The 23252-nt window shown below is 58.9% G+C and carries 23 protein-coding genes and 5 pseudogenes; 12 read left to right on the forward strand and 16 right to left on the reverse strand.

All coding sequences use genetic code 11. From position 1 onward, the window contains the following. Window positions 1-125 precede the first annotated feature (125 nt). Together N0Q91_RS20470 and N0Q91_RS20475 are read right to left on the reverse strand one after the other, a co-directional pair. Window positions 126-554, reverse strand: a complete 429-nt coding sequence (locus N0Q91_RS20470; protein WP_275598528.1) for a GNAT family N-acetyltransferase — start codon at window positions 552-554, stop codon at window positions 126-128. Window positions 555-1566: 1012 nt separating this feature from the next. Further along, a pseudogene (locus N0Q91_RS20475) lies at window positions 1567-1677 on the reverse strand (cation transporter); the annotation flags it as partial. Window positions 1678-1881: 204 nt separating this feature from the next. On the opposite strand from N0Q91_RS20475, the pseudogene N0Q91_RS20480 reads away from it, so the two are divergent. Beyond that, window positions 1882-2415, forward strand: a pseudogene (locus tag N0Q91_RS20480) (Rossmann-fold NAD(P)-binding domain-containing protein); the annotation flags it as partial. A gap of 184 nt (window positions 2416-2599) precedes the next feature. Here the strand turns inward: N0Q91_RS20480 and N0Q91_RS20485 are convergent. From N0Q91_RS20485 to N0Q91_RS20515, 7 genes are all read right to left on the reverse strand, one after another. Further along, on the reverse strand, window positions 2600-2827 hold the full coding sequence (locus N0Q91_RS20485; protein ID WP_003525968.1) for a hypothetical protein: 228 nt from the start codon (window positions 2825-2827) through the stop codon (window positions 2600-2602). Window positions 2828-2903: 76 nt separating this feature from the next. After that, entirely contained in the window at window positions 2904-3797 is an 894-nt protein-coding gene (locus tag N0Q91_RS20490; protein WP_275598529.1) for a GlxA family transcriptional regulator, read from the reverse strand. A 212-nt stretch (window positions 3798-4009) separates the two neighbouring features. Further along, a complete protein-coding gene (locus N0Q91_RS20495) occupies window positions 4010-4411 on the reverse strand; it encodes a periplasmic heavy metal sensor (RefSeq protein ID WP_275598530.1) in 402 nt (133 codons plus the stop codon). Next, window positions 4408-4857 (reverse strand): hypothetical protein, encoded by a 450-nt coding sequence (locus N0Q91_RS20500; RefSeq protein ID WP_275598531.1) that lies wholly within the window; start codon window positions 4855-4857, stop codon window positions 4408-4410. The genes N0Q91_RS20495 and N0Q91_RS20500 overlap by 4 nt, the downstream gene beginning before the upstream one ends. Beyond that, window positions 4854-5402 carry an RNA polymerase sigma factor gene (locus tag N0Q91_RS20505; RefSeq protein ID WP_275598532.1) on the reverse strand — a complete coding sequence of 183 codons (549 nt, stop codon included), beginning with the start codon at window positions 5400-5402 and terminating at the stop codon, window positions 4854-4856. The genes N0Q91_RS20500 and N0Q91_RS20505 overlap by 4 nt, the downstream gene beginning before the upstream one ends. Window positions 5403-5480: 78 nt before the next feature. Next, window positions 5481-5861: a hypothetical protein gene (locus N0Q91_RS20510; protein ID WP_275598533.1), complete on the reverse strand. Its 381-nt coding sequence runs from the start codon at window positions 5859-5861 to the stop codon at window positions 5481-5483. A 16-nt stretch (window positions 5862-5877) separates the two neighbouring features. Further along, entirely contained in the window at window positions 5878-6342 is a 465-nt protein-coding gene (locus N0Q91_RS20515; RefSeq protein ID WP_275598534.1) for an EF-hand domain-containing protein, read from the reverse strand. Window positions 6343-6559: 217 nt separating this feature from the next. Here N0Q91_RS20515 and N0Q91_RS20520 point away from each other — a divergent pair, with 217 nt between their 5' ends. Further along, window positions 6560-6985, forward strand: coding sequence for an EF-hand domain-containing protein (locus tag N0Q91_RS20520; RefSeq protein ID WP_275598535.1), 426 nt, complete (start codon window positions 6560-6562; stop codon window positions 6983-6985). A gap of 321 nt (window positions 6986-7306) precedes the next feature. Here N0Q91_RS20520 and N0Q91_RS20525 read toward each other — a convergent pair. Further along, window positions 7307-7489: pseudogene (locus N0Q91_RS20525) on the reverse strand (hypothetical protein); the annotation flags it as partial. Window positions 7490-7803: 314 nt separating this feature from the next. Between N0Q91_RS20525 and N0Q91_RS20530 the strand changes: the two are divergent. The 4 genes and pseudogenes from N0Q91_RS20530 to N0Q91_RS20545 all read left to right on the forward strand — a co-directional run bounded on the left by N0Q91_RS20530 (window position 7804) and on the right by N0Q91_RS20545 (window position 10351). Beyond that, window positions 7804-8427: a plasmid pRiA4b ORF-3 family protein gene (locus N0Q91_RS20530; protein ID WP_127712630.1), complete on the forward strand. Its 624-nt coding sequence runs from the start codon at window positions 7804-7806 to the stop codon at window positions 8425-8427. 300 nt (window positions 8428-8727) lie between these two features. Then, a pseudogene (locus N0Q91_RS20535) lies at window positions 8728-8790 on the forward strand (hypothetical protein); the annotation flags it as partial. A 210-nt stretch (window positions 8791-9000) separates the two neighbouring features. Beyond that, the gene (locus N0Q91_RS20540) at window positions 9001-9837 is read left to right on the forward strand and encodes an ImmA/IrrE family metallo-endopeptidase (protein WP_345774933.1); all 837 of its coding nucleotides are present in this window, start codon (window positions 9001-9003) and stop codon (window positions 9835-9837) included. 10 nt (window positions 9838-9847) lie between these two features. Beyond that, on the forward strand, window positions 9848-10351 hold the full coding sequence (locus N0Q91_RS20545; RefSeq protein WP_275598537.1) for a DUF4411 family protein: 504 nt from the start codon (window positions 9848-9850) through the stop codon (window positions 10349-10351). A 251-nt stretch (window positions 10352-10602) separates the two neighbouring features. On the opposite strand, the gene N0Q91_RS20550 is transcribed toward N0Q91_RS20545, so the two are convergent. From N0Q91_RS20550 to N0Q91_RS20565, 4 genes are all read right to left on the reverse strand, one after another. Further along, on the reverse strand, window positions 10603-11832 hold the full coding sequence (locus N0Q91_RS20550) for an adenylate/guanylate cyclase domain-containing protein (RefSeq protein ID WP_345774919.1): 1230 nt from the start codon (window positions 11830-11832) through the stop codon (window positions 10603-10605). Between the two features lie 127 nt (window positions 11833-11959). Continuing rightward, complete coding sequence (locus tag N0Q91_RS20555) at window positions 11960-12337, reverse strand: hypothetical protein (RefSeq protein WP_275598539.1); 378 nt, start codon at window positions 12335-12337, stop codon at window positions 11960-11962. 407 nt (window positions 12338-12744) lie between these two features. Continuing rightward, a complete protein-coding gene (locus N0Q91_RS20560; protein ID WP_275598540.1) occupies window positions 12745-13017 on the reverse strand; it encodes a hypothetical protein in 273 nt (90 codons plus the stop codon). A gap of 367 nt (window positions 13018-13384) precedes the next feature. Beyond that, the gene (locus N0Q91_RS20565) at window positions 13385-14554 is read right to left on the reverse strand and encodes an endonuclease/exonuclease/phosphatase family protein (RefSeq protein WP_275598541.1); all 1170 of its coding nucleotides are present in this window, start codon (window positions 14552-14554) and stop codon (window positions 13385-13387) included. A 559-nt stretch (window positions 14555-15113) separates the two neighbouring features. Between N0Q91_RS20565 and N0Q91_RS20570 the strand changes: the two genes are divergently transcribed. The 6 genes and pseudogenes from N0Q91_RS20570 to N0Q91_RS20595 all read left to right on the forward strand — a co-directional run bounded on the left by N0Q91_RS20570 (window position 15114) and on the right by N0Q91_RS20595 (window position 21125). Then, entirely contained in the window at window positions 15114-17270 is a 2157-nt protein-coding gene (locus tag N0Q91_RS20570) for an McrB family protein (protein WP_275598542.1), read from the forward strand. After that, window positions 17267-18349 (forward strand): McrC family protein, encoded by a 1083-nt coding sequence (locus tag N0Q91_RS20575; protein WP_275598543.1) that lies wholly within the window; start codon window positions 17267-17269, stop codon window positions 18347-18349. The genes N0Q91_RS20570 and N0Q91_RS20575 overlap by 4 nt, the downstream gene beginning before the upstream one ends. Window positions 18350-18430: 81 nt before the next feature. Next, on the forward strand, window positions 18431-18799 hold the full coding sequence (tnpA, locus tag N0Q91_RS20580) for an IS66-like element accessory protein TnpA (RefSeq protein ID WP_275598544.1): 369 nt from the start codon (window positions 18431-18433) through the stop codon (window positions 18797-18799). Then, complete coding sequence (tnpB, locus tag N0Q91_RS20585) at window positions 18796-19143, forward strand: IS66 family insertion sequence element accessory protein TnpB (protein ID WP_014332410.1); 348 nt, start codon at window positions 18796-18798, stop codon at window positions 19141-19143. Before tnpA ends, tnpB begins: the two co-directional genes overlap by 4 nt. A 64-nt stretch (window positions 19144-19207) precedes the next feature. Beyond that, window positions 19208-20829, forward strand: a pseudogene (gene tnpC, locus N0Q91_RS20590) (IS66 family transposase). Next, window positions 20829-21125 carry a hypothetical protein gene (locus N0Q91_RS20595; RefSeq protein ID WP_275598545.1) on the forward strand — a complete coding sequence of 99 codons (297 nt, stop codon included), beginning with the start codon at window positions 20829-20831 and terminating at the stop codon, window positions 21123-21125. Before tnpC ends, N0Q91_RS20595 begins: the two are co-directional and overlap by 1 nt. Before the next feature lie 335 nt (window positions 21126-21460). On the opposite strand, the gene N0Q91_RS20600 is transcribed toward N0Q91_RS20595, so the two are convergent. Then, window positions 21461-22543 (reverse strand): DUF6531 domain-containing protein, encoded by a 1083-nt coding sequence (locus N0Q91_RS20600; protein ID WP_275598546.1) that lies wholly within the window; start codon window positions 22541-22543, stop codon window positions 21461-21463. Beyond that, the gene (locus N0Q91_RS20605) at window positions 22540-23214 is read right to left on the reverse strand and encodes a hypothetical protein (protein ID WP_275598547.1); all 675 of its coding nucleotides are present in this window, start codon (window positions 23212-23214) and stop codon (window positions 22540-22542) included. The genes N0Q91_RS20600 and N0Q91_RS20605 overlap by 4 nt, the downstream gene beginning before the upstream one ends. Window positions 23215-23252 lie beyond the last annotated feature (38 nt).

The following is a 23252-nucleotide window of genomic DNA, read 5'->3' on the forward strand; positions in this document are numbered from 1 at the left end:
CCAACTCGGGCCGGCGACAACGCCGTTCCTGTTGATACATTATGCGACTTTTGACGCACAAAACGGAACATGGAGCTCAATAGGTCCGCTTTGCGCGCCACAAGCGTTCGTCGTTCCGTCTAGTTCTAACGTCCGGCCGAAGTGACGCGATATGCCATTCCCAGCGATCTCGGAGCAGTCTCTTTGAAGCCGAACTTTTCATAGAGTTTGTTCGCAGGAACATCGGCGATCAGGCTGACATACGCCGAGACGGGTAGCTCTCGCGAGACATACGTCATTATCGCCTCCATGACTGTTTTTCCTAGTCCTCGTCCCTGGTGGTCGGGATGAACAGCGATATCGACGACCTGGAAAAAGCAGCCTCCGTCGCCGATCAACCGCCCCATCCCGACTGCCACGCCCTGATGCGTAACAACGACCGAATAGACCGTACCATTCAGCCCTAGCCGGGCAGCATCCTGCGAAAATGCACTTAGCCCGGCGATAGAGCGAAGATGCAGGTACTCTTCCACCGTCGGTGAACGGGATGCCGTGCAGTATTCAAATTGTTCCATCTTGATCGGGCGCTTTCGAATTGAGCCAACGAAGTAGTGAGTGTTTGCCACTCCAACCGAGGTCAATTGTCAATGGCCATTCATGTCGCTCGGCATTTAATGACATCGACGGTCGGCCAGCATGCCGAGTTCCATGCGGTCTCGCCACTTGTTATGCTGCGGCATGGTCTCCCTGAGACGTCGTCTCCACGCGCGGCCGGTCTCAATCTGAACGGCGATCAGGTCATCCGCCTCGCCCACATCTTCTCGACCGAACCGGCTACCGTGCGCCGTATGAGCTTTTCGAATGTAGCAATGTCATCGCGACGCCTGATCGCAGCCAGGTCGCTGCAGTCCTGCACAGCCTGCCATCCGGGTGACCGGGCCGGAGCCGTTCTTCGAAGCCAGCTTCTCGGCTGGCGCATCACCTGTCCGCTGTGCGGCGGCCTGCTGCGGCACACAGGCAGGCAGGGCGTCCCCTCCCCCTTCAGCCGCTACCATAAGACTGCGCTCATAGGAGAACGACTCCTCGACGATGAAGCGGAGCGCGGTGTCCGAACCTGGACATCGCCGGCCGAAATCGCGCGGATTCTGCTGATGCGACGGGTGCCGAGACCCGTTCCCCGAAGCTGCGAACCGTGGCGATTCAGGGTGCTCGGTGCAATCATTCCAAATCTCGATGGTGTCGTCGCTACGGAACCTGCCTACACCAGCAAGTCCGGTCCTGCCGCTTCACCTGCGACCAGCTCTGCTTGCCGGAGTAGCCATCGTCGAGCGTCGAGCGAGCCGGACCGGAGATGCTCGCAAATGCTGCGCGGCCAAGTGATGGGTCAGAATCAAGTGCGATTAAGCAGCGCTATCGACGAGATCATGACCCGTACATGCCGATCGGTGGCCTCCTCGCAGTTGCAGTTAATTGAGAATCCGGCCGCTCGGAATCTCAGCTTTAAATGCCAAACCTGGCTGGAACCTCCGCATTCTCACTTTTAACTGGCAAGCGACATAGGGTCTTCCACACATGAGGAAGACCCAATTATTCTGCCCATTCCAGGTCGCCGGTAAAGACGATATTGAGCCACCGATCAGGCCCTTCGCCACCGATTTGGATGCCGATCTCATTGCGTATGGCATCCCATTCCGCAAGGCTCTTGGTAGGCATGTCCGGTGGAGCGCAACAGTTGGAACCGAGAGCCAGCTGTGCTGCAACCCGTGTGGCACCACTACCTACTGTCGCTTGGCATTCCGGAGCAATGTCGCGCGGTCATCACACGGCTGGTCCCGACGCGCATTCATTCCTCTGTCTTCGTCAGAGTGGGACGGCCCGCCTGGCCCGGGAAAACCGGGACGGAATGTAGGTGTCGGCTATCGCGAGCCACGGCGGATCGAGACCGAAGACGGCCTTCCCCATGTGTTCGTAATCAATGTGATGGCACCCTACGTCCTAACCTGCCTGATGGAGCGTCCGGCTCGGCTCGTCTATCTGAGCTCGGGCATGCACCAGCATGCGCACGCCAATCTGGGCGATGCGCTTTGGACGCAGCGCCGCTGGGACGGCTCCACCGCCTACGCCGAGAGCAAGCTCCTGGATGTTCTGCTCGCCTTTGCCGTCGCGCGCCTGTGGCCAAGCGTTCTGTCGAATTCGCGGGAACCGAGATGGGTGCCGACTCGGATGGGCGGGCCAGGTGCACCCGACGACACGGACCAGGCACCTCGGACCCAGGCTTGGCTGGCGGTGAGCGACGATCCTCCCGCGCGGGTTACTGGCCAATATTTCTATCACATGCGTCCTCGCGCATCCAATCCAGAAGCCTCGGACACGGCACTGCAGGATCGACTCCTCGATATCTGCCAGCGGCATTCCGGGACCGCGTTGCCGCTTTGAACCAAGTGAGGCATGCGATTCGAAACGCGCTCCCAGGCTGGCTGCAGAGGAGCTGCAATCAGCCCAGCGTGGCTGCCATCCGCGCCGAAATAGCGGATTCTTGGTCTCGCGGAGAGCTCGCCGCCAGGCGATGAAGTCCCGGAAGGTGGGCTAGCAAGATAGCGCTTGGCCCTCGGCAGTTTCCCTACCCTTGCGGAGCAAGGCTTGTTCGGATGCCGGCTTCGGCAAAGCGGGTCAACTGCATCTGAGTTGCCTCCTCGGTGTAGAGAACGTGAACAGCGCGACCGCTGGCGGTGAGCTTTTCAGCCTCCTTAAAGGCTTCTTCGAAACTGACGGGAATTGCGTCGGTGGGGGTGGAGGGATCGTCCTGTTCCAATACGTAGAACGTGGCGTTTCGGATATCAGTGGTCATCGGCGCTCTCCTTTCGCGCAACAATAGCTGGCGGGCGCGATGGTTCCGGATTACAACCGCAACCGGCTCGTTGGCTCTATGTCTCTCCGCGCGGCGATGACCGGGCAATGTCGATGATGCCGTCTCTGATGGAGGTCGGATCCTCCTTGTTCCAGGCAACAACGAATCCGATGGCCGCTGCTGGGGGTAATCCGACTGCCGCCCGGAACTTTCGGGTAAACGAACGAACGCTCATGCCCGCGCGGTCCGCCAGCACCTCAACGGATAGGTTTTCTTTCAGATGGGCGGCGGCCCAGGTGAGGAGATCGGAGAAATCGGTGTCGCTCGAAGCCTGAAGTGACAGGTTTGTGCTGAATTGGTGCTGATTTCCGGGGCGGCGGAAATAAACGACCAACATCTTCGCGACATCCATCGCGAGCTTGCGGCCATGATCCGCCTCGACAAGATGGAGCGCTAGATCGATGCCTGCACTTACACCGGCCGAACTCCAGATATTGCCGTCGTGAACGAATATCGGGCCGTCAAGAATGGTCGCACCGGCGCATTTGCGCTTTAGCGTTTCGGTGAAGTCCCAATGCGTCGTGGCAGAGCGACCAGCGAGCAAGCCCGCCTCTGCAAGTAGAAAAGCCCCAACGCAAACGGAGCAAACGCGGCGGGAGCGCGGGCCGTTTTCAGCTAGCCAAGTGACCAGGCTAGCGTCGAAAACGCTGTTGTCGTTCGGCCTTCCGCCTGGCACGATAATCGTGTCGATTTGCTCCTGCCTGACTGCGCGGAGAGGCTGAGCGACGATCTGCAAACCGGTCGACGTCGTTACCGTTCCGCCGTCCACAGACGCCACAACGAGATTGTAAAGGTCAACGCCGCTCGTGGCCTTCGAAATTCCGGTAGCGGTTGAGAAGACCTGCATAGGCCCGACAAGATCAAGCGCCGTAATTCCGTTGTACGCTATCAATAATATCCTTCGGACCATTTGACTCGTATCCGCTCATATCCACAGGTAGAGATGCGCCGAAATAATCAGATCGGTGCGACTATAAAAATAAGGGCGGAACTGCTTACCTCAGTCAAAGGTCCCCGAGAGCCCGAGAGCTTGCCCACAGCGGAATCCGCACTAGAAGGGCATTTGGCGCTCTGCTTCTGCACGAAGATGTCGCCTCGGATCGGCTTTGACATCCAATTCAATCAGGGTTGCGATTTTGTACGCTCCGTCGAGCGAAGCGCCTGCAAGAGCAGGTCCTGCATCAGCCGCTGGAGTGCTTCGGTCGCCTCGCGCACGTCGGTCATCGCCTTCGTGATACCCTCCTCGTTGAGCGGCGACGTACTCGCCACCGACGCCAATTGCCGACGCGCCTCCCTCAGCTTACCGAGTGCCGCAACGGTCCGCGCCCTGTTCTCACGAAGTAAGCGACGGAATTCGACGCGAACTTGTTCAGGATATGCAGAGAACGCACCTTCGGCGAGAATGGACATTGCCGGTGCGTCACGCTGGCTCTTCAGGATGTACCCGAGCGAAAAGAAGTTCCCGACTAGCGAAGCTGCGAAGACGGCGAACAGGATCGCTCGCGGCCATGAAAACCGTTTCACAGGCGGCCTCCGTTGCTTCGTGTGACGGTGATTGACTCTGCAAGTTCGGAAGGCGGTACGCCCACAGCAAAGGCCAAGAGAGCGTTGTCGGAGATCTCCGTTTCCACACCCGCAGCCACATATCCGCCGACTGCCGAGACGGTAACAGCAAGGGCCATGCTCGCGGCTGTCGCCGGCATCGACCACGATCCAAAATCGATCGCTATGCCAAAGGTTCGGCGCTTCGGCTGCGCGATCTTGGCCATCACATTGCGAGCGAGCCCGCGCTCGTCGGTCGGCGCGACCGTTGCCTCAAGTACGAGACGGTCGAGCCTTTCGTCCTCGCTGGACGCATCATGTCGAGCCAGCGCAAGGAACGACAACGCCTCGCGCCGAAAAGGCGCCGGCCAAGACGCAACATCATTGCCAAACCGGAGTTTCAAGCCTTCGAATTCGCCCCTGTTCATTTCGTTTTCCTTCCATTTTGTTCTTCAGACGCCCCAGCCCGCGAAAGCTGGGCGCGCAGCGTTCTCCTCGCTCGGACAAGCAGTTGCTCCACTGATCCGGCACTCGTCTCCATCACTTCCGCAATCGCGGGAACGTCAAGGTCGGCGACTGCACGGAGGAGCAGCGCCATGCGCTGCCGTTCCGGCAATTTCTCAAGGCCGGCGCGAACAATGGCCAACTCCTGCCGCGCGCCGATCAAAGTATCGGCCTCAGGATCTTCTGACGGAAGCCGTTCGTGCGCCTCCTCGAATCCGATGAATATGCGGAACTTGCGCCAACGCCGCACGTCGATGCAGCGATTTGCTGCTATCCGATAGATCCAAGTGGTCGCGCGACCTTTCGAACGATCGAAACGCTTCGCGTTCTTCCAGACCGAGATGAAGACGTCCTGCACAACATCCTCGGCTTCATCGGAACCACCAAGATAGCGCCCGGCGAGCAGACGTAGACCGCGTCCGTGCCGGTCTATCAGCTGCCGGAGAGCAAGCTGCTCTCCCGCAGCCACGCGGGCGAGCAGCGCCTCGTCGTCGAGGCGCTCCGGCAGGTTTGCGATTTCCGGGGCATGCGCTTGGCTCACGCCGACTTACCTTGAGTGGCGGCGAAGGCCGATGCCGACATTTCCGCGTGGCCCGGTGTGAACACCGATGGACCTCACGCGGTGGGGGCCTCGCGCCGCCACGGTATTGCCGGAGTAGGTTCGGCCGTTCGGGCCAGTTGCGGAATAGCTGCGCCGGCACCGGTCGACGAAGCCGTCACGGCAGGTCGAATTCGACGTGTAGGTTGCACCATTCCGCCCGACGCGTGTCGTCTGTCCTGAATAGAGGTTGCCGGCCCTTGTCACGCTGCGGGTGATCTGGCCACCGTTCCGCGTATCGCGCGTCCACTCGGCCGACACGGCCGGGGCCGCACCAAGCACCATGGCAACGCCAAGTGCGGCTAAGGTCTTTTTCAAGGATATAATCATCATGAACTCCTCAGTACTAATTCAATTCTTGCTCGTAGCGGCGGTCAACCTTAACGGCCGACCATGATGCCGCGGATGACGAGAAATTCGGGTCCGACAGCTTTCCGTCTCCGTCCCGGTCGGCAAGATCGAAGAAGAGCGTGCGGTCGCGAAACTCGTCTCTTGACACCTTTCCGTCGCCGCTCGCGTCGAGCCGGCGCATCTGGTTTCCGAGACGCGCCTGCATCGCCGTCGCGCGATCCATGATCGCATCGCGGAGCCATTCCGTTTCGTCTTCGTCGATTACGCCGTCGCCGTTCACGTCGAGACGTGCGAAGAGTTTCGCGCTTGCCGCGACGATCTCGTTGCGCGACACAGCACCGTCGTTGTTCGCGTCGAGCCGCTGAAGGATCGACGACGCTGTCTGCGCCTGGGCCGAGAACGCCAGCAGGGAGAGAGCGGCGATCAGCGCTATGACCAGCACGGATGAAGCCATTTTCATTGATTGTCTTCCTTCGGTTGATGGGCAGCTACGTGGACCAATACGAACCGCCGGCTCTCCTCCTACGCACGCATTCACCGATTCCTGACCGGTCGAGCGCGCAGCGCCCGACTGCGGCCTTCAAAACGAAAAATGCGAGTCGAGGCGTAGGACCTGCGACCCAAGCGCGTAGAAGCTCGCGTTGATGGCAATCCCATCCGAGGAAGTGGAGAATAGAATGAATTTGAGATTGCTGGCCGGCGTGATGGTTGTCCTTGCGACTGGCAGCGCTTGTGCGGCGGACGGACAGAAAGCTCGGCAGGCTTTCCGCCAAATGGATCAAAACGGTGATCGAGCGCTTCAGTTTACCGAGATTCAGGCGGCGCGTGCGGCCCTGTTCGACCGCTTGGACGCAAATCGAAACGGCGTGCTCGAAAGTAGTGAGGCAAAGGCCGCCCTTCAGCGCGTGAGAGAGGGCGGCCGGCTCCAAATGGCAACGGCGGAAGGTCTGGAAAATAAGGCCCGCTGGATGGATGCGAACGGCGACGGCCACATTACGAAAGCGGAATTCGCACAGTTCATTCCTGATCGGCTTCTGCGTGCCGACAGCAACGGCGACCGTGCACTATCCATCTCTGAACTCAGGGCGCTTCGTCAACGCTAAGCGTCAACTCAGCTCACAACAACAGGACACAAACCGCGATGAATAAGACAATCGCCGCCCTTGGCGCCGCAGCGCTCCTACTGCTTACCCACGCTGGCCCGGCATCAGCCAATTCGCTTTATCGACCCTCCGTGACGGTCGGAAATGACGTCCTCCTGCAGGAAATCGCGCACCGGCACGGATTCTATGTGATCCGCGGCGTCCACTACTTCAACGGCTATCGTGGCGTCGTCGTCGCGCGTCCTGGCTATCGCTTTTACCGGGGATACTGGTTTCCGCCTGCGGCATTCGCCACCGGCGTGATTGTGGGCCGGACCCTTGCCCAAGCTCCTCGCCGTAGAGCCAGATCCGTTTGCCATCCTCCGATCGCTTCACGGTCACGCCCCATGGCCGGCCACAAAAAGATCCGTCCATATAGCGGCCCGGCAATCTGGCAAGCGCTTCTTCGAACCTTGCCAGAACAGGTGCAGGTGCTTCTCTGCAGGAGGTCACGGCGCCAGGCATTCGTCGCAGATCCCGCAGCCATCGTCATCCATGCTTGAGGCCGGACGTAACCTTCGACAGCACGGACATCTCGTTGCATCCGGTCCACAAGTGCCATCGCGCTCCGGCGGAAGAATTTCAATGAAGGATTCCGACAGCGTGTCGGCCGCGCTTCGATCCATGGCGATGGTCCAGTTCGGAGGTTACACCAGAGATGGTATGCCTCGACGGCTGCACAAGCCGGCAGATCGCTGTCAGGACGATCCAATTCCAATAAAGTGCCACGATCGAGCGGCCTTCTTGACCATCTTCTCCCAACCTTGTTCATTCTTCCAATGTTCAAAGCCGCAAACGCTGTGCAGATCAGAGTTTCCATCGACGAGATCGAGCCGGACGTCTGGCGCCGTTTGGTCCTGCCTGCCCATTGGAACCTGGAGCACCTGCATCTCGGAATTCAGGCCGCATTCAACTGGTGGAACTATCATCTCTATGAATTCCGCATCGGTGGTCTGCGGTATGGCGACGTCGAGACCCTGATGGAGGATGCGACCGATGAGGATCCTCGGGTCTTCGATCAGAGAGAGGTTCGCTTGTTGGACTTCGAGCAAGGTGCTGTCTTCAGCTACCACTATGATTTCGGGGATGGCTGGCGTCACACCGTCGCGGTTGAGGAGTTCCTGACGCTCGCTTCTACGCCCAAACAAGGAAAGTGCATCGCCGGGGAAAGGGCGCGACCGCCCGAAGACGTTGGTGGCGTGTCCGGTTATGAGCGGTTCCTGGAGATCATCGCCGATCGGGAAGATCCCGAATATTCCGAAACTATTCTGTGGTGCGGTGGATACTTTGATTCGGAATGGTTCGACCTTTCGATCGTGGACAAAGATCTCCGCAATGCTCTGCGCTCCAACGTCAAGCGGCGCCTGTATCAACCCAAGCCGAAAGCCGTCCCGAAAAAATGAGTTGGGCGAGGGTTCCAGGTGGAACGCCTTGAAGGGACTCGAACTGCAGACCGCGTAATTCCGCACTCCTTGGGAACGGATATCTATCTCAACATTTATTGCTCTGACAGCATTTGTGCCATGCTAGGCAAAAGCCGGTTCGTTCTATATCTGTCATAACGTTGCGTTTGCATTTCTGCTGATATCCTGGCTGGCAACGCACGCAGCGAGTAGAGGAAGCAAGTGCCGAAGGTGAATCCAGCGATTCTCCATTGGGCTCGGGAAACCGCCGGGCTGACATTGGAAGAAGCGGCCGAAAAGGTGGGTATTGGACCGGCGCGCGGCATAACCGGCGCTGAACGCCTTTCCATGCTCGAAAGAGGAGAGACCGAACCTTCCAGGCCCGTTCTGCTAAAGATGGCAAACCAATATCGACGGCCTCTTCTCACGTTCTATATGGCAGAGCCTCCGCAACCGGTCGCCAGCGGACAGGATTTTCGCACGCTTCCCGAGCACTACGCACAGCGGGACGAGGCGTTAGTCTCTGCGCTTCTGCGAGAGGTGCGGGCTCGGCAAGAAATGGTCCGGAGCCTTTTGGAAACTGAGGACGAGGCTGTTCAGTTGCCCTTCGTCGGCTCCTTCGACCGGCGCGACGGCGCTGATGCGCTGGCCGACAAGATCATCCGAACACTATCTTTCGATCTACAGGACTTCCGGCGAGGTCAGAGGCCCGGCGCACCCAAAGGATTTGCATACCTGCGCGAACGGGTCGAGGCGGCTGGCATCTTCGTCCTACTGATCGGCAATCTCGGCAGTCACCACAGTGCCCTGAACGTAGAACTATTCCGCGGCTTTGCACTTGCGGATCCGGTAGCGCCGTTCGTGGTCATCAATGATCAGGATAGCGACACCGCCTGGTCCTTTACGCTTTTGCACGAGCTGGCGCATATCTTCCTCGGTCAAACCGGTGTGAGCGGATCGAAGGCCGGAACACCAGTCGAGATTTTCTGCAACGACGTTGCCGGACGCGTCCTGCTGCCGGCGGCCGAGCTCGCCCAGCAATACGACTTGAGAGACGCGCCGCAGGCCGAGGTGATCAGCCGCATAGCGGCAATTGCCGCGAACCGACAGGTCAGCAATTCCATGGTCGCCTATAAGCTCTTCCGCGAGGGTCTGATCAGCCACGAAATGTGGGCGGCCGTTACGAGCCTCTACCGGCAGCAGTGGCTACAGAACCGCAATGCCGCTCGTGTAAAGGAGAACGACCGTGGGCCGAGCTATTATGTCGTGCGCCGGCATCGGCTCGGTGATCGGCTCCTGAAGCTGTCTCGCCGGATGCTGACCGAAGGAGCCCTGTCTCCGTCCAAGGCCGCCGCCATCCTCGGTGTGAAGCCGAGCAATGTCTATGCCCTGACCGAGACCGCGGCTTGAGGCGTTCACTGTGTATCTGCTCGATGCGAACGTCCTGATCACCGCAAAGAACCAGTATTACCCGATTCATCGGGTTCCCGAGTTTTGGGATTGGCTCTCATATATGGGCGAGAGCGGGGCGATCAAAATGCCACTCGAAATCGTAGAAGAGATTACCGGCGGCTCGGACGATTTGGCCGAATGGCTCAGGGACGGTGACAATAGCAAGGCACTCCTGCTTGACGAGGACGTAGACGCCATTCACGTTCAGGCGGTGATGGACAGATATGCGCTTGACCTCAATGAAGCCGAGATCATTGAAGTGGGTAGGGATCCATTCCTGATCGCCTACGCCCTGGTAGCTCCGGAGAGTCGTGTCGTTGTGACAGTCGAGGCGTCCAAGCCGAGCTGCAAGAGAGCAAACAGGCGGATTCCTGACGTTTGCAACGATCTCGGCGTGCAGTGGTGCAACAGTTTTCAGATGATGACGGCACTCGACTTTACTACTGGCTGGAGAGCGCGCTCCAGTGCCTGAGCTCCCCCGGAAGGTTTCGGCCCTCAGCGACTTGCATATCCCGACGGGTTCCCGTCGATACATTATGCGATCTTCTTGGCCCATACCGTGAACATTCTCGAAACAAGCCGTGCATGGCGTTCGTGAAGAACGGCCCCTTGCCCCCGCAATGGTATAAGTGCGCGTTGACCTTGAAGATGGATCCCACGACCCGCCAGCGGTCACTCCCTTGGTTTCATCGGCCCACCCAGTTATCTCTCTTGCAAAATCAGCTAACCCTCCGAACGAGTAGTCCCGATCTTCGGGCCGACCAAAAGCCATGTCACCATCTTGCCCTTTCCCTTCACATCGACAGGCCCCCGGCATTCAAAATCGAATTGGTCGCTCGCCTGCTCGTAGGTCTCAGGAGAAACCTGGATCCGGCCCGGCAAGCCCGTAGTCTCCATTCGCGATGCGACATTCACCGCATCGCCCCAGACATCATAGAAGAACTTCTTCACTCCGACGACGCCCGCAACAACCGGGCCGCTGGAAATGCCGATGCGAATCGACACGGCGCGTTCATGCGGGTCATGCAATCGGCCAGCAGCATCGAGCATTTCGATCCCAAGACGAACCAGGGCAGCGGCGTGATCCGATCGAGCCACGGGCACGCCGCTGACAACCATGTAGTTGTCGCCCGAGGTTTTGATTTTCTCTAGACCATGGCGCTCAACGAGCTGATCAAAGGCTGTGAAAACGTCGTTGAGGAATCCAACGAGTTTGACGGGCGAAGTCTGGCTGGCCTCCGCGGTGAACCCTGCCATGTCGGCGAAAAGAATCGAAGCGTGCTCGTGCTTGTCGGCGATGATCTGTGCGGCACTGGACCTCAGCCGATCTGCAACCGCCTTAGGCAAGACGTTCGCCAACAACGACTCGGATCGCGCATACTCGACCTCCGCGACTGTCTCGGAGCGAGCCGCCTCGCGAACCGCATAGAACACAACGGCGAACATGACCGCCGTCGTGGCGGTCACAACCGCAATGAATCCGCCTAGCATTGCTGTCTCGTCCAGCAGTCCGCCATTTTGGGGAGCAAAGATCTCCAGAGCCAGGATTAACGCCAAGGAGAGAATGCCGACGATGAGTGGAGGTGCAAGGGGTTCCACACCCAGAATTAACACCGCGCCTGCAGCAAATGCCAAATACTCCATTTGCATGCCACTATCGGTCCCGACCAGGAAGCAAACGACAAAAATGCCTGGGTAACTCACGGAAACAAAGGCGATAGCAGCGGCTTTTGGCCCAATTCGATGCAGCAGAGGAACACACAACAGGAGAACTGCCATCCCAAGATCAATGAGGGCGACTGTTTGCATCTTGGAGTCTGGCAGATAGAAGGCCCCGAATCCAAACCACACCAGAGCCGTGCTCCAACACGTAATAGTAAGGACGCGAAGTCGTCTGGCTACCTTCCTCGGATATCGTTCGGTTCCGTAGCTGAGGACTTCAAGCAGACGCATCGGAACTATCCGCGAAGCAATGGCCCGAAGGCCTCATTTCGGACGGCCTTTAGCTGCCGTCTCCCTGTCAAAAGCCTGCCGCGCGCCATCAGCGACCGCAGGTCCGCAGTTCGAGATGAAGCCCGCCTTAGGCCGAAATGATTGCCCACAGCTGCGTGACCCCCATTGCAATGACGAGGACGACGCTTACTCCAGTGAACAGTGCCATCGGTATCTGTTTTAGGTGAGCGCCGAAGATGCTATCCGCGAAGTCGTCGACCGCGTCGTTCAGCATTGCCTTTAGATCGTCCAAGGCGGACTTGGCTGCCAGCACTCCGTAAACCGTGTTTGCGATGACGATCGTCGCGAGCGCGATCCTGGCGGCTATTCCCGCTGATGATGCGTAAGCCAGTATCGCGAACATAGTCGCGATACTGGCGAAAAAAACGATGGCGTATGTCTGTGTCAGATGGGCAAGTCGCGCAGCCACCGCAGCCACATACTGATCAACGTTGAGTTTCGCCATGTGCTCCTCCGGAAAGTGAGCCGCCTGGGTACCGAGTTGCAAATGATTCAGAGAGTGGAGAGCTCTCTCTCATCTCATTGAAGGGCGCCTGAAAGGCATCGAAATTCCCATTCTGGTCGCACCGGCCCATCAGAACAACTATAGCACAGGCTGACGTTAACATCAGCCATCCCTAATAATCGTAAGTCGGGCTCTGGCTCTGAATGCGCCAAAATGGCGCGATCAAGCCGCTCCGGTAGCCCTCGCGAACGGCGACATGCCACCGATCGAGACGATCGGCGCTTGCGCACGCGACACAGCGACTAGCCGCCTGCCAGTCTCCGAGCCATAATTGAGATTCGAGCCAAAGACCCGAGGCGGGGCGAACATCAGTTTTCGCTGTGGCGAAGCATCTTCGAGACTAACCTTCACCGCTCATCACTCTCAAGCGAGCAGGATTTGAGATCGTTTTCGTCAAACACCAACTCAGCTACTGCATAAGGAGGGCCGATAAACCAGCCTGCCGCATTTGCTTGCTCATAGGTGAGCGATTCGAGGATCGCTTTACCGGCGTCGACGGCTGTCGTTTTAAACTGGTCGAGGCGAATGGCGACAACTGTTCGCGTGCCTACATCGGTACATCGCCATCTGCCCTTGCCACACCAGAAGTCGAGGCCAATGTGAAACTCGGAATGCTCCATCCTGATCTTTCCGGTCTTTCGGGGCGCCCATCATTACTTGCGCATCAACTGGGGACACATAGCCGCGTCGAACCGCTGCTTGCCGTCCTTGTCTCCGCGCCACGGGTTCCCAAACACCTTGCTGGATTGTGGCTCCTGAGAGCTAATATCGAGCGCTCGCAGAGCGGCGCGCTCGCGCCGGTGCGCCTTGACCTTAAAATTTTTGTCGCTCTCGGCCGTCGTCACGCCAGTGATCGGAGTCTTTCGTCTAGACCGTGCCATGATTCATTCTCTCATCCTTGTCCTCTTATACCTAGCATCGTCTGGTTGATACATGCCGGTAAGCCCGGTTCTTGGGGAGCCACAGGCGACGCCCCATGAGAGGCAGTCATTCCGGGAACTCAATCTCGGCTATTAAGGGAAGGTGATCGCTGAGACCCATTGGAAAATAGCATTTTGGATCCCCAACGTGAGCGGATTTGAGGTGATTGCGAAAAGTACCGGAGAGGTAGAGATGATCTAATTGATGCTTGAGAATGGCCGTCCGCTGACTCGATTTCCACGATGGCACCGGCCCGCCACACATATGGCGGATCGCCTCCACAAATCCGAGGCGCTTCATTCGTTCGATTACTTCGCAATTGGCGCCATTCTGACGTTTTGTGCTGCCGATAAATTCGCTCGTGTTGAAGTCCCCACCGACGATCCAATCTCCTCCGAGACATGGCATCGTCTCCTTCAAGGCCGCCCAAAGCAACTCCGACATGCTGATTTTATCGTAGCCGGGCAACATCACTTCCGTCACATCTTCCGACGTGAACTCTTTGTATGGAAAGTACCAACTCGGCATATGGACGCTAACGACATTGACGTCCCCCCAAGCCTTGAACGAAACCTTCCGCGCGACGAAGTTCCCCGGAAAGGTCGTAAGACCCTCGTTCACCCATGTCTGCCGTGCAGCAAGCTCAATCGGAGGTCCAATTTCCCCCTTGGTCAATATGCATGTTCTGAAATTGCGCGGGCTTCGCTTATGCCCCATGGCAGGCTCGCAATAGAAGCTGAAACCAGGGATATCCTCCGGGACAAAGTTAGCTTCTGAGATCAGCGCAAGGTCGGGATCAAGCGCAATAAGCTGATCCCACGCCTTCTGGTTATCCCTTCTATTGTTCAAATTCCAAGTTACAACTCTCATGTCCCTTCCAATTCGAGCTACTGGCGTGGTGAACTGGGTAAACGCCTTTGCCTTGGTGCGGTGGAGAACCGAGCCGGCGCGCCAAGCCTTGCGCAAAGTGTCGGCCGCCGCGCCCACTATACGCGGCAAGTCTTTGATGCCGCCAAGCTCCCCGAGCTCCGCCTCAGGCAAGGTCGTCGGCAGGCCGCCGCGCAGGCTGTCGTCGTCGGCAGGCCGCGACAGGCCTCCGGCGAGTCGCGCCACTAGTTGGTCGAAGGTTATGACCTGGAGGCGTGACAGCGCCCGGGCGCTGTTGAGCCGCAGCTCGCGCATTGCTAGGCGGCCATGAGCAACGACAGTAGGTCGTTGCTCGAGCTTAACTGTCATGCAGCACCCCATACCCGGTCGCCCGGCACCTATGGCGGACGCAATATCCTGCGAGATCCGTTACCGTGCGTAGCAAAATTTTCGGTCGGGAACCCTGACGGATTCCTATCTCTCTAGGTGCCATTCGTCTATTGCGCCAGATGAACTAGGCCGAGCGACCGGGGTGATTCTGGCATCTTGGACATACCCGCACATAGGGGCGCACGCCAGCGAACGAGGAGGCAGCGCCAGAGGGATCATAAGGCGTCGCTTGGGCCATGTGGCTGAATTGAATGGCCCCAGAGCCCTCGATATCTCTACCCTCGAGAGTGGGAAATTGACACCGCAGTCTCGAAGATCACCCCGTCTGCCGATATGACCGGTCCCGTGCTGCTTCTCTACTCAACCTCTTGTTAGCGGATTTGCAAATCGATACAACCCAGCCAGTGAGTTTCAAGAACAATGTCGGGTTACCAGGGAGGCGGCGCGCGTGTCGAGATTTAACCCTACCAGAGATACAGGTTCGATTTACGATGCCGCTGCGGCGTGGCGAGACGGGTGCCTCTTGGCGGATGGTTCGGTGCTATCAGATGAGGCCCTGTGGACGGTCGCCCTGCTCGACGAGCTCGACGAGCGCTTCGTCCAGAATATCGATGCGGGCGAAGGCGATTTCCTTTCCAAGCTGGAGGTGCAGCTATCGTCCGGCTCGCCCCAGTGCCGACAGTTGATGGCTGAGAGCCTGTGGTTGCTGCTGCTTTTCCCGTCGAATGTCGGCGCCGCCAGAAAGCGCGAAAACGTGCGCGAGGTCTGGTCTTGGTCGGGCGACGACCTGGCCGAACACCATCCGTTTCTCGACGACAAGGTTCTCGCGGGCATCGGCTCGGCCGGGACAGCCTATAATACACACCGTTGGAGCGAGCTTGTTTTTCTGATCGGCGCGTTGCGCGACTTTAAGCGCCGTGAGAACGCCGAGCGCCACGACATCCTCCGTGAGCCATGGGCGTTTTCCGACTGGCTGAGCGGCCTATCCGAGGCGCGGAACCGGCAGTTGATACACATCCTGCCCCACCTCCTGTTTCCCGACAATTTCGAGCGGATAAGCTCTGAAGGCGACAAGCGCATGATCCTTGCCGGGTTCGGCGACGCGCCGGAGAAGGAAATCCGGAAGTGGAGCACCACAAAGATCGACCGCGCCTTGCTCAACCTGCGCCTTCGGCTTGAGCAGGAGCAAGGCGTCGACATCGACTTTTACCAGGAAGAGTTTTCCGCCCAATGGAAGGCCCTGACGAAAAATTGGCTCCTGAGCTGGAACCCTTCCAGGTGGACATGGGACACCCTCGCCGAAGACAGGGCCGCCACGATCACTGGCGAAAAGGCCGAGAACCGCTGGCGCTGCGCATCGACCAAGGCGCGCGAGGGCGACCGCGTCTTCCTGGTGCGCACTGGAGAGCCGCCAAAGGGCATCGTCGCCGTCGGCAAGGTCACCCGTGCGCCATATGAAGCCCCGCACTGGGAAGCGGCCCGCGCAGAAGCGGGCGAAACGACGCGCTTCATCGACGTTGCTTTCGACGCCGTTCGGGACGCCTCGGTCGACCAGATCGTGAAGCTTGAAGAGCTGGAGCGCCGGGAAGCCGGTCAGGAGTGGAACCCTCAATCATCGGGGATCGAGATCAAGAGCAAGCCGTCGCGGACACTCGAGAGGCTGTGGAAGGAGCTACCCCCCCTTGTCGGACCATCCGCGCCCGATGATGAAACAGCTGCTACCAAGGCGACACGCTCGACCGGATCGCCCCTGAACCTGATCCTCTACGGCCCGCCAGGAACCGGAAAAACCTACCGGCTGATGAACGACTATGTGCCGAACTACCGCGATGGGGCCGAGGACCGTTCCGAATTCATTACCTTCCACCAGAGCTACGCCTACGAGGACTTCGTCGAGGGTATCCGGCCGGTGACCAAGAACGGCAGCATCACCTACGAGGTCCGGCCCGGGGTGCTGAAGCGGCTCTGCCATCGAGCACGCCAGTCGCCCCACAAGCGCTTTGCCCTCTTCATCGACGAAATCAACCGGGGGAACATAGCTAAGATCTTCGGGGAGCTGATATCTTTGGTGGAGGTCGACAAGCGGATCCACACCGACACGTCGGGGAAGCGGTTACCCGGCTGCAAGGGCCTGGAAGTGACGTTGCCCTACTCGGGCGAACGTTTTGGCGTGCCAGCGAATGTCGACGTAATCGGCACGATGAACACTGCGGATCGCTCGATCGCGCTCCTCGACAGCGCGCTGCGCCGCCGCTTTCGGTTCGAGGAGCTCACACCTAAACCCGAGCTTCTGGAAACGGTGGATGATGACGCCGGCGACACGATCGACCTGCGACAGTTGCTTGCGGCCATGAATACGCGCCTCTCGCGGCTGCTGCATCGGGATCAAACATTGGGACACAGCTACTTCTTCAACGTCAAGTCGTTTGGCGATCTTCGCAAAGTCTTCGCACGCGAAATCCTGCCCTTCCTGCAGGAGGCCTTCTACGACGACTGGCGACAGATCCGGCTCGTCCTGGCCGACCAGACTGTGGGCGAGGAATTCCAGCTGGTACGGGCGCATACGCAAAGCGTCCAGCGGCTCTTCCCCCTTGCCGACGGAAACGAGGTAGGCGACGGCGAGACATTCGAAATCGTTCGCGAGGACGACATCACGGCCGACGCGATCCGCAAAATCTACGAGCCTCCGGAATGAAGGCGCTGACCTTCCGCGAGCGTGACACCGCACGTATCGGTTTGGGCAGCGATTTGACAGAGGCCGAGGCCGAGAGCATCGGCCGCATCGCAGATCGCCTGCCAAACGGCGCGCTTAGTTGGGGGCACCGGACTCTGCGCTTCGGACCGTTCTGCGGAGTCATCCAGACGCCGCAGATTGCGCTCGAGCTGCTTCCGAAGGTCGAGCGTGATCCCCAGGCATCAGAAGACATGCGCAGCCTGCTCGTCGCCATGCTTGAGCGGGCCGGTGAATTGGGGGCAAAGCGGGTGGGCCAGGCCGCTCTTGGGCAACAGAGCAGCCATCTCCTCGACATCTTCATCGAGGACTTCTGTAATCAGGTGAAGGACGCACTGCGCAGCGGGGCCATTACACGTTATTCCGAGAAGACGGAGAACCTGAACGCAATCCGCGGCCGCCTGCAACTGACGGACCATCTTCGAACGAACGCCTTAGATCGCTCCCGACTGCTATGCCGCTTCGACGAGCGGAGCATCGACAATGCCTACAATCGCGCGCTGAAGGCGGTCCTGCGGATGCTTCGCGGGCTGGCTTTGAGCGCGAGGACGCGCGCAGTCGTGACGTCGTTCCTGCACCGCTTCGAAGACGTGGCGGATGTTCGCATCGGCGCCCGCGACTTAGATGCGCTCCCGCTCGACCGCACGATCAGGCACTGGCAAGCCGCTTTCCGCAATGCCTCTCAGCTGCTCACCGGACTGTTCCCGGATGTCCGGACCGGCGACGCACCCGGCTCCGCGCTGCTTTTCAACATGGAGCGGCTTTTCGAAACGGTCCTCGGGCGCCGCATTCGACAGGAATGCCAGACGCGAACAGGACGCAAGTTGTCCGTCGCGCTTCAGGGCCCTCAAACAAACCTCGCTACGTCCGGATTTCAACTTCGACCGGACATCTCAATCACGCACGGCGACGGCGTCGAAGCGATCCTCGATGCAAAATGGAAGCGCCTAGAGAAAGACAAGCCAAACTCCGGCGTCGCAAGCGCCGATGCCTATCAAATGAACGCCTATGCCGACCGCTACCGCGTAACCGCCCGATTGTGACCGCCTGCCGGATTGGGCCTTGATGGCCTAAGACACGTATTTAACGACGTCGTTAGGGACGTGTCTTAGGCGAGGGTTACGATGCGCGTGGAAATTCTTGGGCAGGAACGGCGGCGCCGATGGCGCGACGAACAAAAGCGCGAGATCGTCATGTCGGTTGGGGTTTCTGGAGCCACGGTGACGGAGGTGGCTCATCGGCACCACGTGACGCGGCAGCAGATTTACACCTGGCGCAGCGAGCTGAAGAAGAAGGGATTGTTGTCGCCATCCACCAATGCGGTGTTTATTCCCGTCGACATGAGTGCCGTGCAGACCGAGCAATATGGCGATCAACAGCACCGATCTGGGATGATCGAGTTGCGATTGCCCCGCGGTCGCAGCCTTTGCTTCGACAGCGGCGTGACCGCCAGCGTCCTGACGCGGCTTATCCGGGCGGTGGAAGCGGCATGATCGGACCAGGGACTGGCGTGCGAGTGTACCTGGCTTGCGGGGTTACGGACATGCGCAAAGGAATAGAGGGCCTGGCTGCGCTGGCGCAGGACGTGTTGCGCCAGAAGCCGACCGGGGGCGCGGTCTTCGCCTTTCGAGGCAGACGTGGTGATCGTTTGAAGCTCCTATATTTTGATGGGCAGGGCTTCTGCCTGTATTACAAAATTCTGCAAAAGGGACGTTTCCCATGGCCTTCGGCCGCCGACGGGACAGCCCGGCTGACGTCGGCGCAGATGGCGATGTTATGGGAAGGGATCGATTGGCGGCGTCCAAACTGGGGCGCACCACCGGCACGTGTCGGCTGATTTTTATCTCTCTGAATCTTATTGTTTTTATGGCAATTCGTCCTGATTTTTGATAGTCAGGCTCATGTCGAACGCGACCCAAAATCTTCCCGATGATCCCGCCTTCCTGAAGGCGATTATCACTGCCTTGCAGGCGGAAAATGCGAAGATGTCGGCGACGTTGCTGGCGCACGACAAATTGATCCAGGACCTGCGGCTGCGCATCGCCAGGCTAAGGAAACAGGCCTTCGGCAAATCCTCCGAGAAGATCGAGCGCGAAATCCAGCAATTGGAACTGGCGCTGGAGGATTTGTTGATCGCAGCGTCGGAGAACAGCACCAAACCAATAGACGAGGACGATGAGATCGTCCCGGAGGTGTCCACGGATCCTTCCAGGGAGAAGGTGATCCGCAGGCGTCCACGCGTATCAGAAAAGGCCGTGCGCGAGCGCAGGGAAATCGATCCCGGCAGAGTCTGCCCCGATTGCGGGGAGAACTGCGCCTGGTGGGTGAAGACGCGAGCGAAATCCTCGACATGATCGCAGCGCAGATGAAGGTCATCGAGGTCGCGCGATTGAAGAAGTCCTGCCGTTGCTGCGAGAAGATGGTGCAGTTGCCGGCGCCAAGCCGCCCGATACCGGGCAGCATGGCAGGTGCCGGGCTTCTGGCTTACATCCTGGTCTCGAAGTTCGACGACCATCTGCCCCTCTATCGCCTGAACGAGATCTTCGCCCGCCTGGGCGCCGACATTCCCGACAGCACGCTGGTCGATTGGTGCGGTCGCGCCATGCGGGTGCTTCAGCCTTTGATCGAGCGGATCGAGGCGGCGATCATGGGCAGCGACCTTCTCCATGCCGACGACACCCCGATCCGGGTGCTCGATCGTTCGCTGCGGGATAAGGGGTTGGGCAAAGGCGTGAAGAAAGGCAGGATCTGGGCCTATGTCCGCGATCAACGTCCCTGGGCGGGTGTGGCTCCACCGGGTGCGGTCTATTACTTCGCCCCCGACTGGAAGGAAGAGCACGTCCACCGTCACCTCAAACAGACAAGCGGCATCCTTCAGGCTGATGGCTACAAAGGCTACGGCAAGCTGTATGACCCTGGAGGGGATGGGACATCCCGCTTCCGTGAGGCAGCCTGCTGGGCACACTGGCGACGCGACTTCCACGATATCTGGACCTCGAATAAATCCGAGATCGCACGCGAGGCTCTCGACCGTATCGGCGCGCTTTACGACATCGAACGTGAGATTGCGGGTCAGCCTGCCGATATCCGCCTCGCCGCGCGTCAAAAGCACAGCAAGGCAAAAGTCGAAGCCTTGCGCGTCTGGGCCGAGGCGCAGTTGACCCGCATTCCGGGCAAGGGTGATCTGGCGCGAGCTTTCCGCTATGGCCTGAGCCGGTGGCCATCATTCTGCCTGTTCCTGGAGGACGGCCGTGTCGCGATCGACAATAATGCTGCTGAGCGGGCCCTGCGCCCGGTTGGAATTGGAAGGAAAAATTGGCTCTTTGCCGGCGCAGACGCCGGTGCGGAGACACTGGCGCGTGCCATGACGATCATCGAAACGGCCAAGATGAATGGCCTCGATCCGCAGACCTATCTGGCCGATGTGCTCGACCGTATCCACGATCATAAGATAAATCGGCTCGACGAACTGCTCCCCTGGAATTGGTCACCTGTTGCCGTCATCTGCGCCGAGGCGGCCTGATGGCAACAGTCACTTATGTCCGCACCATCAAATATGTTGCCGAAATTCTTGGCGAGGATCCAGAGCTTCTCCAGGCGATCGTCAGCAACGATGATAACCTGACCTACGGCAGTATCATCAGCGTCTATAACGGTGAGGACGAATCCATCACCGCCCTGACAGACGACGGCGTGGAGGAGTTGGAACAGATGCTCTCCCATGCTCGCCGCTCAACTCAGGAATGGAACGACTTCCTCAACAGCTTTGTCGACGACGAAGAACTCATCGCCAGCATCAAAGCAAAATCTCCGCGGTAGCAACCGGCCGGTTACGCTACCGCTGTAATCGCCTGGCTTTGGTCTATCCAGCCACCGCGGACTGTCCGCCAGGGCGCGTGACGAGCTTCGTACTGATGACCGCGGCACGGCCCGTGCTTGAAGTCCTCACAATTGACGTCCGGGAGCTGGCATTCGGCAACGGCATGCCGGCCGGCTTCGATGCTGTGCTGCCGAGCACGGGGAGAGGCCGCAGACATCCGTGCGGTCGGTTTTCACTTTGGGATGACTGCAGTGTCCGTTGATACATTATGCGATCATTTGAGCACAGAACGGGAACACGCCGGAGGCACTGCCGGCGGAGGCGCCGACGGCGATCACTGCGGCCTCAAAAGCGGAGTATGCAGACTGTCTCGCTTCTCGCGCGTTATTATTGGCGGACCCGTTTCCGGGTGTACGGTCTCGGTGAAATCAACTCCATTCGGCCCCGGAAGACCGCTGCTCACCCTTACTTTCCACAATCGCCCCGGCCCTGACAACGGTTCTCTCGTGTATACAAACTCGTAGAGACCTTCGACGATCAGTTCTTCTTTGCAGTGTTTTGTGATATAGACCCAATAGACTTCGGTCCCCCGCGGGCTCAAGCCTTGCTTGTATGCGTATGCCTCCTTGCACACGTCGCGATCCGTGAATCCGGTGACCCAGTCCCTCTCCTTATCATAATCGATAGCAATAAAGGTTTTGTCGGGCCATGATGCGCGGACGAGATTGTGTAGCTCATCGTAGTGAAATCTGTACACGTTCCCCCAGCCGTTTTTGACGGCAACAAGATCTCCAAATTGATTGTATTGGTACTCGATTACTAGGCTCTCGGGAGTTTGAATGCGGAGCACCTTGCCCGCTGACCCGATCAAAAAACGATACCGGCGGCCCTCCCAATCGACAACTTCGGTCACCCTGCCGTAGAGGCGGATGATCTCCACCGTTCCAAACCCCGACGTTTCGATCGCTGAAAGATGTCCCATTCGATCAAAGTGGAGAGTTTTCTGCCCGTCGGCACTTCGGTATAGGAATTGCTCGTCGGAAATCTCTAGGGTGCTCCCGTCGTCGGAGCTCAGCGCCCGGCCCGAGCCTTCGCGCCGCTGTGGTCGTTCGAATTCGAGGGTTTGACCGTCTCCGCAGAATGACAGCTTATAGGAGCCGTTGTCACTGAAATAGATCGAGGTCTCGAAGTCCGAGCACCAACCAAATCCGAATATACCGGCGAAGAGAGAACGGCTGTTGTAGGTGCGCAGGATCGAGACACCCAGCTTTTCCGGCAAGTCAATCCATGTGTTGGAATAATTCGCATTCTTCAGATCCACTAAGGCATTCCCGGGGCGGACCATAGCGAGAACTAGCGCCATGGCGATCAACAAAGCCCGCGCGGCGACCGAGATTGCGTTGAATATAAGCGTCATGTCGCCAAAGCCTTGAGTAGGGCATCAACGAACGTCGTCGCCTCGGGCTGCAGCAGGATTCCGTCGAAGAGTGGCTCGGAGGCCAGCGGCTCTAGACTTTCCCGTAGAACCCTCAATGCTCCCGCTGCCCGGCGGCGAGTCTCGCCATCGCCTTCGGTGGGATTTAAGGGATTCAGGTCCACACTCGTCGGGCCGCCGGAAAGTCTGAATTCGAATTTGTCCCGGCCGATCGTAACCAAGATACGCCTGCTAATACGCTCATCCTCGAGTACTTCTAAAGTGAGCGTACCGGCTTTGCTGGCAACGCTCGAGGGAAAGCGCTCCCTGTCGTATACTACCGTGGAGAGCGTCTCACCGTCGCCGAAGAGACGCGCCAAACCGTCATGTTCATTTCGGATGACAGAGTAATGGACGGATCTTCCATCCGTCGGCCGGAACTGGGCGTGTACGACCCTGCCCATGCGATCATATTCCACCTCGATTTGCGTACCCGTCGCGACAGCTTGCGTAATCCTTCCCTGCTTGTCCCGTATTCGATGTATCGACACTTCCTGAACGGGCTGGCTGGCGAGCAGGCGTCGGCGCAGTTCGTCTTTCGGCCCCGCGTCTGCAGACGCGTGGCCGATGGGCGGGCGCTCCGCCTGCCCAGCCAGCGCCGCCCAGCGCTGCACGGCTCGCGCCGGCGCACCCCGACGTTCCAGGATGTGTG

Origin of the sequence: Sinorhizobium prairiense (genome assembly GCF_029201645.2) — a bacterium.
Taxonomy (GTDB): Bacteria; Pseudomonadota; Alphaproteobacteria; order Rhizobiales; family Rhizobiaceae; genus Sinorhizobium; species Sinorhizobium meliloti_A.